This is a genomic window from Pseudomonas sp. BIGb0176, assembly GCF_024810175.1.
In the GTDB taxonomy this organism is placed as follows: Bacteria; Pseudomonadota; Gammaproteobacteria; order Pseudomonadales; family Pseudomonadaceae; genus Aquipseudomonas; species Aquipseudomonas protegens.
This window is the reverse complement of record NZ_JANUEC010000001.1, coordinates 945,328-958,755: the sequence shown is the minus strand read 5'-3', so window position 1 is coordinate 958,755 and position 13,428 is coordinate 945,328. Positions and strand designations below refer to the sequence as shown.

The 13,428-nt window shown below is 66.8% G+C and carries 12 protein-coding genes and 1 pseudogene; 10 read left to right on the top strand and 3 right to left on the bottom strand.

Annotation, left to right across the window (positions count from 1 at the left end):
* Nucleotides 1-27 precede the first annotated feature (27 nt).
* The 4 genes from M2395_RS04160 (at nucleotide 28) to M2395_RS04145 (ending at nucleotide 3,160) form a co-directional block, all read left to right on the top strand.
* Nucleotides 28-228, top strand: a complete 201-nt coding sequence (locus M2395_RS04160) for a hypothetical protein (RefSeq protein WP_015635857.1) — start codon at nucleotides 28-30, stop codon at nucleotides 226-228.
* A gap of 28 nt (nucleotides 229-256) precedes the next feature.
* The gene (locus M2395_RS04155; protein ID WP_123430674.1) at nucleotides 257-1,960 is read left to right on the top strand and encodes a Na/Pi cotransporter family protein; all 1,704 of its coding nucleotides are present in this window, start codon (nucleotides 257-259) and stop codon (nucleotides 1,958-1,960) included.
* Nucleotides 1,948-2,298, top strand: a complete 351-nt coding sequence (locus M2395_RS04150) for a DUF2493 domain-containing protein (protein WP_041752297.1) — start codon at nucleotides 1,948-1,950, stop codon at nucleotides 2,296-2,298. Before M2395_RS04155 ends, M2395_RS04150 begins: the two co-directional genes overlap by 13 nt.
* A 76-nt stretch (nucleotides 2,299-2,374) precedes the next feature.
* Nucleotides 2,375-3,160: a hypothetical protein gene (locus M2395_RS04145; RefSeq protein ID WP_053158903.1), complete on the top strand. Its 786-nt coding sequence runs from the start codon at nucleotides 2,375-2,377 to the stop codon at nucleotides 3,158-3,160.
* A 100-nt stretch (nucleotides 3,161-3,260) separates the two neighbouring features.
* Here the strand turns inward: M2395_RS04145 and M2395_RS04140 are convergent, their stop codons facing one another.
* The 3 genes and pseudogenes from M2395_RS04140 to M2395_RS31725 form a co-directional block, all read right to left on the bottom strand.
* Complete coding sequence (locus M2395_RS04140) at nucleotides 3,261-4,439, bottom strand: pyridoxal phosphate-dependent aminotransferase (protein WP_123430673.1); 1,179 nt, start codon at nucleotides 4,437-4,439, stop codon at nucleotides 3,261-3,263.
* Between the two features lie 84 nt (nucleotides 4,440-4,523).
* Entirely contained in the window at nucleotides 4,524-5,387 is an 864-nt protein-coding gene (locus M2395_RS31730; protein WP_370059506.1) for a methyl-accepting chemotaxis protein, read from the bottom strand.
* Nucleotides 5,382-6,149: pseudogene (locus M2395_RS31725) on the bottom strand (MCP four helix bundle domain-containing protein); the annotation flags it as partial. The gene M2395_RS31730 and the pseudogene M2395_RS31725, both read right to left, overlap by 6 nt.
* 379 nt (nucleotides 6,150-6,528) lie before the next feature.
* On the opposite strand from M2395_RS31725, the gene hpaB reads away from it, so the two are divergent.
* From hpaB to M2395_RS04105, 6 genes are all read left to right on the top strand, one after another.
* Nucleotides 6,529-8,091 (top strand): 4-hydroxyphenylacetate 3-monooxygenase, oxygenase component, encoded by a 1,563-nt coding sequence (gene hpaB / locus M2395_RS04130; RefSeq protein ID WP_015635861.1) that lies wholly within the window; start codon nucleotides 6,529-6,531, stop codon nucleotides 8,089-8,091.
* A 141-nt stretch (nucleotides 8,092-8,232) separates the two neighbouring features.
* The gene (gene hpaC, locus M2395_RS04125; RefSeq protein WP_011061639.1) at nucleotides 8,233-8,745 is read left to right on the top strand and encodes a 4-hydroxyphenylacetate 3-monooxygenase, reductase component; all 513 of its coding nucleotides are present in this window, start codon (nucleotides 8,233-8,235) and stop codon (nucleotides 8,743-8,745) included.
* A 203-nt stretch (nucleotides 8,746-8,948) separates the two neighbouring features.
* A complete protein-coding gene (locus M2395_RS04120; RefSeq protein WP_011061640.1) occupies nucleotides 8,949-9,926 on the top strand; it encodes a helix-turn-helix transcriptional regulator in 978 nt (325 codons plus the stop codon).
* Nucleotides 9,927-10,061: 135 nt separating this feature from the next.
* Entirely contained in the window at nucleotides 10,062-10,934 is an 873-nt protein-coding gene (locus M2395_RS04115; protein ID WP_015635863.1) for a transporter, read from the top strand.
* A 24-nt stretch (nucleotides 10,935-10,958) separates the two neighbouring features.
* The gene (locus M2395_RS04110; protein ID WP_011061642.1) at nucleotides 10,959-12,122 is read left to right on the top strand and encodes an MFS transporter; all 1,164 of its coding nucleotides are present in this window, start codon (nucleotides 10,959-10,961) and stop codon (nucleotides 12,120-12,122) included.
* Nucleotides 12,123-12,211: 89 nt separating this feature from the next.
* Nucleotides 12,212-13,333 carry a class II histone deacetylase gene (locus M2395_RS04105; protein WP_026020252.1) on the top strand — a complete coding sequence of 374 codons (1,122 nt, stop codon included), beginning with the start codon at nucleotides 12,212-12,214 and terminating at the stop codon, nucleotides 13,331-13,333.
* Nucleotides 13,334-13,428 lie beyond the last annotated feature (95 nt).

Genomic DNA, 13,428 nt, shown 5'->3' with positions numbered 1-13,428 from the left:
CGCTGTTCGCCCGAAAGGAGCATCGCCATGTTTTTCAAAGCTTTTTCGCTGTTGCAACGCGGCCTGAAGGCCTTGCTGGTCTGCGGCCTGTGCGCCTGCGCCAGGCTGCTCGCCCGCCTGAGCATCCGCCTCTATGTGCGGGGCCTGCTGAGCGCCGTTGAAATGCGTTTCCTGCTGGGGTTCAGCGCCGCCATCACCCGCGCCTCGCTGCGCCTGGCGATTGCCTGAAACCTGTCACAGTCCCGGGAGAATACTCATGTCGGGCACTACTCTTCTGATCAACCTGGCCGGCGCCATCGCGCTGTTGCTGTGGGGCTCGCAGATGATCTGCGGCTCACTCCTGCGGGGCTTCGGCAGCCCGCTGCGGCACTGGCTCGGGCAACACCTGAACAACCGCTGGCTGGCGCTGCTGTGCGGCGTCGGCATCACCGGCGTGGTGCAAAGCAGCACTGCGGTGAGCCTGATGGCCAGCTCCTTCACCGCCGCCGGCACCCTGGGCCTGGCCCCGGCGCTGGCGGTGATGCTGGGGGCCAATATCGGCTCGACCCTGGTGGTCCATCTGCTCAGCCTCGACCTCTCGCTGGCGGCACCTGTGGCATTGCTGGCGGGCTTCCTGTGCTTTCGCCTGCGGGACGATTCGCGCTTTGAAAGCATCGGCTGCGCACTGATCGGCCTGGGCCTGATGCTGCTGGCCCTGGGCATGCTCGGCGCGACCCTGGGGGCGGTGGAAGGCACCCCGGTGTTCCAGCTGGTGATGACCAGCCTCGACGGCGACCTGCTGCTGGCCCTGCTGGTGGCGCTGCTGCTGACCTGGATGTGCCACTCCAGCGTTGCCGTGGTGCTGCTGATCGCCTCGCTGGCCGGCACTGGGCTGCTGTCGCCGGCCACCAGCATGGCCCTGGTGCTGGGGGTCAACCTCGGCAGCACCCTGCCCTCGCTGCTCAGCGCCAGCGGCAACGTGGCCCGGCGCCTGCCCCTGGGCAACCTGCTGGTGCGCCTGTCGGGAGCGGCGCTGCTGATGCCCTGGATCGCCACCCTGGGCCAGTGGCACGTCATCGAGCAACTGCCTCCGGCACTGCTGGTGGTGGCCCTGCACACCGCCTTCAGTCTGGTGCTGGCGCTGCTGTTCATCGGTTTCACCGGGCCAATGGCCAAGCTGCTGACCCGGCTGCTGCCGGCCCCGGCCGCGGTGACCGACCCGGGCATGCCGCTGTACCTGGACGAAGCCGGCCTGGAAGTGGCCAATATCGGCCTGTCCAACGCCGCCCGCGAAGCCTTGCGCATGGCCGACATGCTCTCGGGCATGCTCGACCGGGTGCTGCAGCTGTTTCGCACCGCCAACCAGGCCAATGCCGATCAGGTGCGCCATATCGATCAGTCCCTGGACCTGCTCAGCGCGGCGATCCGCGCCTACCTGGCGGATATCGGCAAGGAAGGCATCAGCGACCAGGATGCCGACCGCTCCCAGGAAATCCTGCTGCTGGTGATCAACCTGGAACATGCCGGGGACATTCTCGCCACCAGCCTGGCGCACCTGGCCGCGCGGCGCTTGCGCCGTGGCGAGCCGTTTTCCGAGTTCGAGCTGAGCACCCTGTACCCGCTGCACCAGGAACTGCTGGACAGCCTGAGCCTGGCCATCACCGTGTTCCTGCGCGAAGACCTGCCCACCGCCCACCAACTGGTGGCGCGCAAGGAAAACGTACGGCGCCTGGAAGCCGCCGCCAGCCGCGAGCACTTTCGCAAGTTGCGCGAAGACCGTGGCGCCTGGGCCGAATCCGGGGACATTTTCCAGCGCTTGCTGCGCGACTACCGGCGGGTTCACCACCACATCGCCGCCCTGGCCTACCCGGCCCTGGAGCGCGCCGGTGAACGGGACATCGAGCACGCTTACCTCAACGAACCGCTGCCCGGCGAGACCAGCATCAGCCCGGTAAAGGAGAACAGCCCATGCGCGTCCTGATCTGCGCCGGCCGCTACTACGCCGACGACCGCCGGTGCCGCCAGGTCCTCGACGCCTTTCAGCGCCTGCATGAAACCCGCGTGGTGATTCATGGCGGCAGCCAGTTCCTCGGCGCCCATATCGAGGACTGGGCCCGGGACATCGGCGCCGACATCGTCCGCTACCCGCCCAACTGGCAACGCCATGGCAAGCACGCCGAACGCCTGCGCAACGCCTTCATGCTGGCCGACAGCCGCCCCGACATCGTCCTCGCCCTGCCCGGTGGGGAAGACACCGAAGAACTGCTGGCCCAGGCCCGGGCCCGGCAGATCCAGGTTCTGTCGATGGCCGACCAGTAAGCCTCCCAAGCCGCCACCCTCTGCACCGGCCCGCACGCCAGATGCACCGGTGCCCCAACCCAGAACGAGATCCGCCATGTCCAAGCACACCCCACATCGCCCCTCGCGTTCCAGCGCCTTTGGCCACCCTCTGCCTGCCGCGAAAAGCCGCATGCTCAAGCGCAACCTGCTGTTCCTCGCCCTCACCGCCAGCGCGACCGCCACCCTGGCCCTGTGCTCCAAGGCTCAGGCCGCCGGCGGCGCCTACGTGGTGGACGACGGCGCCATCAACGCTCCCGGGGAATGCAATGTCGATGTCTGGTACCAGAGCACCCGCCACCAGGGCTCCAGCCACACCAGCGTGGTGGCCCCGGCCTGCACCTTCAGCCAACTGCCCTGGGTGCAACTGGGGGCCGCGATGCAGCGCCAGCAGGCCGACGGCCAGGGCGAGACCCAGCTCAGCCCCCAGGTCAAGCTGGCCCTGCTGGACCGTGAAGACCTGGGCCTGCAACTGGCCCTGGCCGGCTCCGCCCACTGGGCCCTGAACCGCAGCCACAGCTTCGACGGTGGCGACCTCGCCCTGCCACTGACCTTCAGCCCTGTTGCCAGCCTGCGCCTGAACCTGAATGCCGGCTGGGCCCACGCCTATGACGACGGCGACCAGAGCCACCGCTGGGCCTGGGGCAGCGGGCTGGAGTACGACCTGGCCCAGAGCCTGACCCTGATTGCCGAGCGCTACGGCCAACGCGGCGGCGAACAGGGCTGGCAGGCCGGCCCGCGCCTGCACCTGGGCCAGCACCTGGACCTGGACCTGATCGTTGGCCAGCACCTGACCGAAGACCGCGATCGCTGGCTGACCACCGGCGCGACCCTGCGCTTCTAACCCCCGAAAGCGCCCCACCTCTGTAGGAGCTGGCTTGCCAGCGAAAGCGTCGGCAAGGGCGATGGAAGACTCAAGGGCCTCTTCGCCGGCAAGCCGGCTCCTACAGGGCCAGGAGTTGCGCGGTGCACTGGGCGATGCGGCGGCAGGCTTCGGCCAGCCGTTCGCGGTCCAGCACCAGAGCAATGCGGATGTGCCCGACCACGCTGGGGCCGAAGGCTTCGCCCGCCAGCACCGAAACCCCATAACCCTCCAGCAGTCGCTCGGCGAACGCCTGGGCGCCCAGCCCGGTGCGGCGTACGTCGACCATGACGAACATGCCGCCATCGGGCAGCACTGGCCGCAAGCCCGGGCACTGCCCGAGCAGCGTGCACACCAGGTCGCGGCGCTGGCGGTACTCCTCGCGCATCCGTGGCAGTTCCGGCAGTTCACGGGTCAGCGCCACCACCGCCGCATTCTGGATGAAGTCCGGCAGGCCATAGAGCATGCACAGGGCCAGATTGCTCAGGTGCCCGGCCAGCACCGGCGGAGCGATCACCCAACCCACCCGCCAGCCGCTCATGGCATGGGACTTGGACAGGCTGTTGATGGTGGCGGTGCGCCCGCCCATTCGCGGCAGACCGCCCGGGCTCAGGTGCTGGCCTTCGTACAGCAGGTCGCCGTAGACCTCGTCGGAAACCAGCCACAGGTCATGCTCCATGCACAACCGCGCCAGGACCTGCCAGTCATCAAGGGACAGGCTGGCCCCGGAGGGGTTGTTGGGGCTGTTGATGAGCATGGCCCGGGTCCGCGGGCTGATGCGCGCCGCCACTTCCTGCGGGTCCAGGCGAAAGCCCTGTTCGGCCCGTACCGGCACCGGCACCACGGTGGCGCCACAGGCACCGAACACCCCTTCGTAGGTGACGTACATGGGCTCGGCCACCAGCACCTCGTCCCCAGGGCCCAGCAGGCACTGGGCCACGGAGAACACCGCACACTGCGCCCCCGGCAGCACCACCACGTGCTCGGCATCGACGATCTGCCCGGTGCGCTGGTGGTGGCAACGGGCGATGCAACTGCGCAACGCCAGGTTGCCGCGCACGTCCGAATAGTGGGTGTCACCGGCCAGCAGGCTGTCGATGGCCGCCTGGACCACCGGCCGGGGGGTGTCGAAATCCGGATCGCCGATGGTCAGCAACAGCACATCGCGCCCCTGCTCGCGCAAGGCCAAAGCTCGGTAATGGATATCCCAGGCGGCGGAACCTTCTCCGGCAATCCGTTGGGTCAGGGCTGAATAGCGCATCGCTTTCTCCATGAAAGATGCTTCAGCCAGAACCCTAGGTGCTGGCGCGGCACTCGTCGAGCGAGCGCCAGCGCCGTTGGACGCTTAGATCACAAAACGCGCCACCAGAGCGTTCAGGTCCACCGCCAGGCGCGACAACTCATGGCTGGCGGCGCTGGTCTGGTTGGCCCCGGCCGCCGACTGGGTGGCCAGGTCGCGGATGTTCACCAGGTTGCGGTCCACCTCGCGGGACACCTGCGCCTGCTCTTCGGAGGCGCTGGCGATCACCAGGTTGCGCTCGTTGATCTGGTTGATGGATTCGGCAATCTGCTCCAGGGCCACGCCCGCGGCACGGGCCAGTTCCAGGGTGCTCTGGGTACGCTGGTTGCTCTGCTGCATCGACTCCACGGCGTCGCCCGTGCCGTTCTGGATGCCGGCCACCATCTTCTCGATTTCCTGGGTCGACTGGGCGGTGCGATGGGCCAGGGCCCGCACCTCGTCGGCCACCACCGCAAAGCCGCGCCCGGCCTCGCCGGCACGGGCCGCTTCGATGGCCGCGTTGAGGGCCAGCAGGTTGGTCTGCTCGGCGATGGCCCGGATCACGTCCAGCACCTTGCCGATATCCCGGCCCTGGGTCGCCAGGCCTTCGATCATCACCGAGGTGCTCTGCACATCGTGGGTCATGGTCTGGATCGCGTCCACGGTTTCCACCACCCGGTCGCGACCTTCGCGAGCGGCCTGGGTCGACTGCCGGGAAGCCTCGGAAGTGGACACCGCGTTGCGTGCCACCTCCTCCACCGCGGCGGTCATTTCGTTGACCGCGGTGGCCGCCTGTTCGATCTCGTTGTTCTGCTGCTGCAAGCCGCGGGAAGCCTCTTCAGTGACCGCGCTGAGTTCTTCCGAGGCCGAGGCCAGCTGGGTCGCCGAGCCGGCGATCTGCTCGATGGTGCGGCGCAGGCTGGCCTGCATCTCGGCCAGGGCCTGCAACAGCCGCGCCGGCTCGTCCTTGCCATCGACCTCGATGGCCTGGCGCAGGTTGCCGCCGGCGATCACCTGCGCGGCATTCAGGGCCTTGTTCAGGGGGGTGACGATGCTGCGGGTGAGCAACAGCGCCAGAACAATGGTCAGCAGCGCGGCAAGCACAGCCACCGCCACAATCCCGGCGATGGCGCTGCTGTAGTGCTCGCCGGCAGCCTTGGAAGCGCTCCTGGCATCAGCAGCGTTGATCGCGATCAGTTGGTTCAACTGCTCGCCCATCTGGTCTGTGCCTTCCTTGATCCGCGAATTGATCAGGCTGCGCATTTCATCCAGCTTGTTCTGGCGCGAAAGTTCGAGCATCTCGTTCTGCGCCTGCAGGTAGTTGTCCAGGGTCGTAGCGAAGGTCTTGTACAGCGCCGCCTCCTGCGGCCCCGCCGGCAAGGCCGCATAGCTGGCCTGGGCCTTCCTGGCGTTGTCCACCAGCACGCCGATGCGCGTCTGGGCTTCTGCCAGGCCTGCCGGCTCGCGGTTCACCAGCACACGAAAGGAAAGAATCCGCAGGCGCAGCACGTTCTCGGTGAGGTTGCCGAGAAAGCCGACACTGGGCAGCTGGTTGCTTTCCATGTCCACCGAGGCTTCGCGGATCACCGCCATGCGATTGACCGCAAACACCCCCAGCACCACGACCAGCAAGGCAATGAAGGCAAAACCGAGGAAAGCACGAGGGGCGATATTCAGGTTACGCAAGGACATAGGACGACTCTCGAGGGAGAACGGGCGACGGGCATCCATGCCGTTGAGCCGTCGGCGCATCAGGGGCTGTGCCGACGTGGGGCGCCGCGCTGTTGGAAGTCCGCGGGCCTGTCAGAGATATCGGCCGAACTTGAGCTTTCATATGGCTGATTGTTAAAAATATTTCTGAATGTGACCGGTGTATCACTGCTGATACAACACAACGAGAAGTGAATCGATAAAGCGCTCCAGCATCGTCCTCAGCCACCGTTTTCGACCCTCGCTCCGGCCACCCGCCTCCCTATGAAAAGTGCAATTCATTCGCCGGAAAAGCCATTTAGTCCATTCCCGCGGCTGCCCATCATGGCCCCAGTCAATAAAAACAACGCTGAGACTGGATATGAAACCTGAAGACTTTCGTGCCGCAACCGACCGCCCGCTGACCGGTGCCGAATACCTGGCCAGCCTGCGCGACGACCGTGAAATCTACATCTATGGCGACCGGGTCAAGGACGTCACCACCCACCCGGCCTTCCGCAACTCCGCGGCCTCCATGGCCCGCCTGTACGACGCCCTGCACGACCCGGCCACCAAGGAGCAACTGTGCTGGGACACCGACACCGGCAACGGCGGCTACACCCACAAGTTCTTCCGTTCGGCGAAAAGCCCCGATGAACTGCGCCAGCAGCGCGACGCCATCGCCGACTGGTCGCGCCTGACCTATGGCTGGATGGGCCGCAGCCCCGACTACAAGGCCGCCTTCGGCAGCGCCCTGGGGGCCAACCCGGAGTTCTACGGGCGCTTCGCAGACAACGCCCGCACCTGGTACAAGCGCATCCAGGAAGCCTGCCTCTACCTCAACCACGCCATCGTCAACCCACCCATCGACCGCGACAAACCGGTGGATCAGGTCAAGGACGTGTTCATCTCGGTGGACGAGGAAGTCGAGGGCGGGATCATCGTCAGCGGCGCCAAGGTGGTGGCCACCAACTCGGCCCTGACCCACTACAACTTCGTCGGCCAGGGCTCGGCCCAGTTGCTGGGGGACAACACCGATTTCGCCCTGATGTTCATCGCGCCGATGAACACCCGGGGCATGAAGCTGATCTGCCGCCCTTCCTATGAACTGCAGGCCGGCATGACCGGCTCGCCCTTCGACTACCCGCTGTCCAGCCGCTTCGACGAGAACGACGCGATCCTGATCATGGACAAGGTGTTCATCCCCTGGGAAAACGTGCTGATCTACCGCGATTTCGAGCGCTGCCGCCAATGGTTCCCCCAGGGCGGGTTCGGCCGCCTGTTCCCGATGCAGGGCTGCACCCGGCTGGCGGTCAAGCTGGATTTCATCACTGGCCTGCTGGTCAAGGCCCTGCAATGCACCGGTTCCCTGGAGTTTCGCGGGGTCCAGGCGCAGGTTGGCGAAGTGGTGGCCTGGCGCAACCTGTTCTGGTCCCTGACCGACGCCATGCATGGCAACGCCAGTGAATGGATGAACGGTGTCTACTTGCCCAGCACCCAGGCGCTGCAGGCTTACCGGGTGCTGGCGCCCCAGGCCTACACCGACATCAAGAAGATCATCGAGCAGGTGGTGGCCAGCGGCCTGATCTACCTGCCCTCCGGCTCCCGCGACCTCAAGGACCCGGTGCTCAACCAGTACCTCGGCACCTACTGCCGGGGCTCCGGGGGCATGGGCCACGAGGAGCGGATCAAGATCCTCAAGCTTCTGTGGGACGCCATCGGCACCGAATTCGGCGGCCGCCACGAGTTGTACGAGATCAACTACGCCGGCAGCCAGGACGAGATCCGCATGCAGTGCCTGCGCCACGCCCAGGCCAGCGGCTCAATGAAAGCCATGACCGACCTGGTGGACAAGTGCCTGGGGGACTACGACCTCGACGGCTGGACCGTGCCGCACCTGAGCAACCCGGATGACATCAACATGCTGGACCGCATCCGCCAATAGCCCACGCCACATGCAGGAGCGGGCTTGTGCAGGCGCTGGCTTGCCAGCGAAAACGCCCGCCAGAACGCCACAAGGCCCAGGCCCCTTCGTCGGCAAGCCGGCTCCTGCAGCGCAATGCCCTGCGTCCACGAGGAATTCGTCATGTCTGTACTCGATCCCAAGCAACTCGCCTTTCGCAACGCCATGGCGCACATGACCGCAGCGGTCAACGTCATCACCAGCAACGGCCCCGCCGGCCGCTGCGGCATCACCGCCACGGCGGTCTGCTCGGTCACCGACAGCCCGCCGACCCTGATGGTCTGCGTCAACCGCAACAGCGCCCTGAACCCGGTGTTCAAGGGCAACGGGCGGTTGTGCGTCAACGTCCTCAGCGGCGAACACGAAGAAGTGGCCCGGCACTTTGCCGGCATGACCGGCGTGGCCATGGACCAGCGCTTCGGCCTGCACCCCTGGCGCGACGGCCTGCAGGCCCTGCCGGTGCTGGAGGGCGCCCTGGCCAGCCTGCAGGGGCGCATCACCGAGGTCCAGGAAATCGGCACACACTCGGTAATGCTGGTGGAACTGGATGAAATCGGCGTGCTGGAGCACGGCGACTCACTGGTGTACTTCAGCCGTTGCTTCCATCGCCTGGCCCACCCTTGCCGGGCGGCCTGACCCCTTCCCTCCTGGCCGTCATTTCCCGCGCCTGGATGCCCGCCGGCATCCGGGCCAAGGGCCACCTCCTGCATCTGTAGGATGGCGCGGCTCTTCCAAGCCATCGATACTCGAACCAGGCCCTGCCCACGTCCCCTGACGTACCGGTCCCAAACCCCTTCCGTGACGAAAACAATAACAACGTCGCACAGAGGTACAGACCCATGAACCACCCCGAGCGTGCCCCGGCCAGCCTGTTGCAGGCCTTTAGCGAACTGACCCTTGAACTGCAGCAACTGGCGCAGAACAGGGACATCGAAAACCTGCACCAGCATGCACTGGCGCGCATCAGCAGGCTCCTGCCCTTCGACAGCGCCTGGTGGGGCCGTGCCGCACTGGTGGATGGCCTGCCGGATGAACACAGCTGCTACCTGTACCGCCTGCCACCGAGCTACCTGCCGGATTGGCAATCGATCCGCCACATCGATGTCACGGTGAGCCGGGTCCATGAGGTGCCGGGCCGGGCGGTGATCGTCGACATGGCCGATCCGGACAACGGCCCCGGCCTCAACTGGCTGGGCCGCCAGTACAACATCGGCGAACTGCTGTGCGTGGTGCACATCGACCCCCACACCCACCTGAACAATCACCTGGCGCTGTACCGCGCCCCGGGAGCGCCGCGCTTCAACCAGGGCGACTGCCACCTGCTGAACAACCTGATGCTGCACCTGGTGGCCGCAGTGTCGGCCAACCAGATCCGCACCCTGGTGGCCATGCGCGAGAAACTCACCGGCCCGCGCAACCTGGCCCTGGCCGTGTGCGACCAGCGCGGCGTGCTGCAATGCGCCGAACGCGGCTTCGTCGACCTGCTGCTGCATGAATGGCCGCAGTGGAGCGGCCCGCAACTGCCCATGGCGCTGGACCCCGGCGGCTTCGAAGGCAAGTCCCTGCAGGTGGAATCCTCGGCGGTAGGCGACCTCTGCCTCCTGGCGGCCCGCAGCCGCAACCTGCTGCCCCGGCTCAGCCCACGGGAAAATGCCGTCGCCCAGTGCTTCGGCGAAGGCAAGACCTACAAGGAAGTGGCCCGGGACCTGGGCATGTCGCCCAACACCGTGCGCCATCACATTCGGGCCATCTACAGCAAGCTCGGGGTCAAGGACAAGGCCCGCATCGCCCAGTTGCTGCATGCCCCTCCCGGCTGATTCCGCCCCCTGACCACCCTTGACCAGTGCCGTCGAATGTGACGGCCACGGGCAGCCTTTGCCCTTTTTCCAGCCCCTGCCGTGTGCCGGCGAGCCGTTCGCCGAACAACAACTCCCACAAGAGACGCACCGCCCATGACCACGCCCGTGCCCCGCATCACCCTGGCCCTGACGGCTACCCTGGCCAGCCTTTCACTGAACGCCGCCGACCTCAATGCCCGGGACTTCTTCGCCGCCCCAGCGGGCACCAGCCTGGGCGTGCTGTACCTGCCCGCCACCCGCGCCGGTGATTTCCACGGCCCGGCCGACAGCACGGGCAAGGCCGAGCTGCGAGTCAATGCCATGGCCTACCGTCAAGTGTTCTTCAGCGACCTGTGCGGCACCCTCTGTACCCCGCAGTTCATCGTGCCCTTCGCCGATATCGACGCGCGCCTGCCCGGCGCCGAACGCCACACCGGCGAAAGCGGCTTTGGCGACCCCCAGGTGGGCGGCACGCTGTTCTTCATCAACCAGCCGCAAACCCGCACCTACAGCGGCCTGCTGACCCTGATCACGCTGCCCGTGGGCGAGTACCACGGGCGCAACCCCGACGTCTCCCCCGGGGCCAACCGCTGGGGCGCGACCTTTGTCTACAACTACACCCAGGGCCTGGGGGAAAAGTGGGTGCTGGAGGCCAACCTGGAAGCCCAGCTCTATGGCACCAACGACGACTACTTCGGCAGCGACCTCAAGCAGGACCCGCTCTACCGCCTGCAGGCCTTCGCCTCTTACGACTTCACCCCCGCCACCTATGGTGCCCTGCGCCTGATCCACGCCGATGGCGGCGAACTGCGGATCAACGACCGGCGCATCGACGACACCCACAAGCGCTACACCCAGGTCGGGTTCGAGCTCGGCCACTGGCTGGACAAGCAGAACCAGCTGATGTTCGGCCTGTCGCAGAACGTCGCCACCCAGAACGGCTTTGCCGGCACCGACGCCCTGCTGCGCCTGGTCCATGTGTTCTGACCCCCTTGCCTTAGGAGCCTGTCCATGAACACCCAGAACCCCGCCTTGAGCCAGAACCCGCCGATCACCCGCCAGCCCCTCGGGCTCCAGGCGGCCATCGTGCTGTTCGCCGCCATCACCCCCGCGGTGCTGCTGACGGCCCCGGCCATTGCCGCGCAACTGGCCAGCCAGTGGCAACTGAGCCCCTCCCAGATCGGCGACCTGTTTTCCGCCGAGCTGGGGGCCATGAGCCTGGCCACCCTGCCCGCCATCTGGTGGCTGAAACACATCGACTGGCGCCGCGCGGCGCTGTGCAGCGCCCTGCTGTTCATTCTCGCCAACCTGCTGTCGATGCTCGCCAACGACTATTCGCTGCTGCTGATCGCACGCTCGTGCAGTGCCCTGGCCGGCGGCTCGCTGATGATCATCTGCCTGGCCAGCGCCGCCGCCAGCCCCAACCCCAGTCGCGCCTACGGCTTCTGGGTGATGGGCCAACTGGTGCTGGGGGCCATCGGCCTGAGCCTGCTGCCCATGCTCTTCGAGCGCTTCGGCCTGGGTGCCTGTTACCTGATCATGGCGCTGCTGATGCTGCTGTGCCTGCCCCTGGCTCGCAGCTTTCCAGCGGGCGCGGCGAAGGCGGCCAGCCATGAAGCCAAGGCCCCGCCGGTTTCCAGGGCCAAGGCCACCCTGGGGATTCTCGGCATCCTGACCTTCTACATCAGCCTCAGCGGGGTCTGGACCTTCATCGGCGCCATCGGTGGCCAGTCCGGCCTTTCGGCACAGACCAGCGGCGACGTGCTGGCCATCGCCACCCTGATGGGCATTGCCGGCGCCCTGTGCGCCACCCTGTTCGGCGATCGCCTGCCCCGTAGCGCCCTGCTCCTGCTGGGCTACGGCCTGATGGCCGGCTCGGTGCTGCTGCTTCTGGGCCAGCCGCAACTGGCGCGCTTTGCCCTGGCGGCGCTGGTGTTCAAGTTCACCTGGACCTTCATCCTGCCGCTGATCCTCGCGCGCATGGCCGAAATGGACCGCAGCGGCCGCCTGATGAACGCCTCCAACCTGGTGATCAGCGCCGGCCTGGCCATAGGCCCGACCATCGCCGGGCGGCTGATCGAAGGCAGCGGCGGCTTCCGCGGGCTGCTGCTGGCGGGCGCCGCAATCACCCTGCTGTCCATGGCCCTGGTACTCAGTTGCCGGCCTGCACGCTAACGCTCTCGGTGCCCTGGTGCCCCTGGCACCGAGGGCCTGGGCCAGCCGCTGTCGCGTTGTAAATTCCACCCTGAAAAATGGATATCACCATGACCTGTAAAAGCGCGTTTTTCTTCGACGAACTCAGCCTGTGGCACAGCGGCGGCCCCCACGTCCTGACCCTGCCGGTGGGGGGCTGGGTACAGCCGCCAGCCGCCGCCGGGCACGCCGAATCACCGGAAACCAAACGCCGTTTGAAAAGCCTGATGGATGTCTCCGGCCTGACCCGACAGTTGCACCTGCGCAGCGCCGCAGCGGCCACCGAAGACGACCTGCTGCGGGTCCACAGTGCTGCCTACCTGCAGCGTTTCAAGGCCTTGAGCGACGCCGGTGGCGGTCACCTCGGCGACGAGGCGCCGGTGGGCCCGGGCAGCTATGAAATCGCCCAGCTGTCCGCCGGGCTGGCCATGGCCGCCGTGGACGCCGTGCTCAGCGGCGAAGCCGATAACGCCTATTCCCTGTCCCGTCCACCGGGACACCACTGCACCCGCGACCAGGCCATGGGCTTCTGTTTCCTGGCCAACATCGCCATCGCCATCGAGGCCGCCAAGGCCCGTCATGGACTGGGCAAGGTAGCGGTCATCGACTGGGACGTGCACCACGGCAACGGCACCCAGTCGATCTTCGAGGAGCGGGCCGACGTGCTGACCCTGTCCCTGCACCAGGACGGTTGCTTCCCTCCGGGCTATGGCGGTGAACAGGACCGCGGGCGCGGCGCCGGCCTGGGCTGCAACATCAATATCCCGCTGCTGCCGGGCAGTGGCCACGACGCCTACCTGTACGCCATGCAGCGCATCGTGATACCGGCCCTGGAGCGCTTCGAGCCGGAACTGATCATTGTCGCCTGTGGCTATGACGCCAACGCCGTGGACCCCCTGGCGCGGATGCTGCTGCACAGTGACTCGTTCCGCGAGATGACCCAGTGCCTGAAGGATGCTGCCGAGCGCCTGTGCCGAGGGCGCCTGGTGCTGGTGCATGAAGGCGGCTACTCCGAGGCCTACGTACCGTTTTGCGGGCTGGCCACCCTGGAGGCGCTGTCGGGAATCCGCACCGCCGTCGCCGACCCGATGCTGGAGTTCGTACGCCTGCAACAGCCCAAGGAGCCATTCGTGACCTTTCAACGCCAGTTGCTCGACCTTCAAGCCCAAGCCATGGAGGCTGCCGGGCGCTGACCCCCGCTCTGGTGCCGGAACGGGCAAGCCCCGCCACCCGAGCGGCGGCATCCACCAACGGCGTTCCCCGGAGCCCGGGCTCCAGCCAGCGGAAC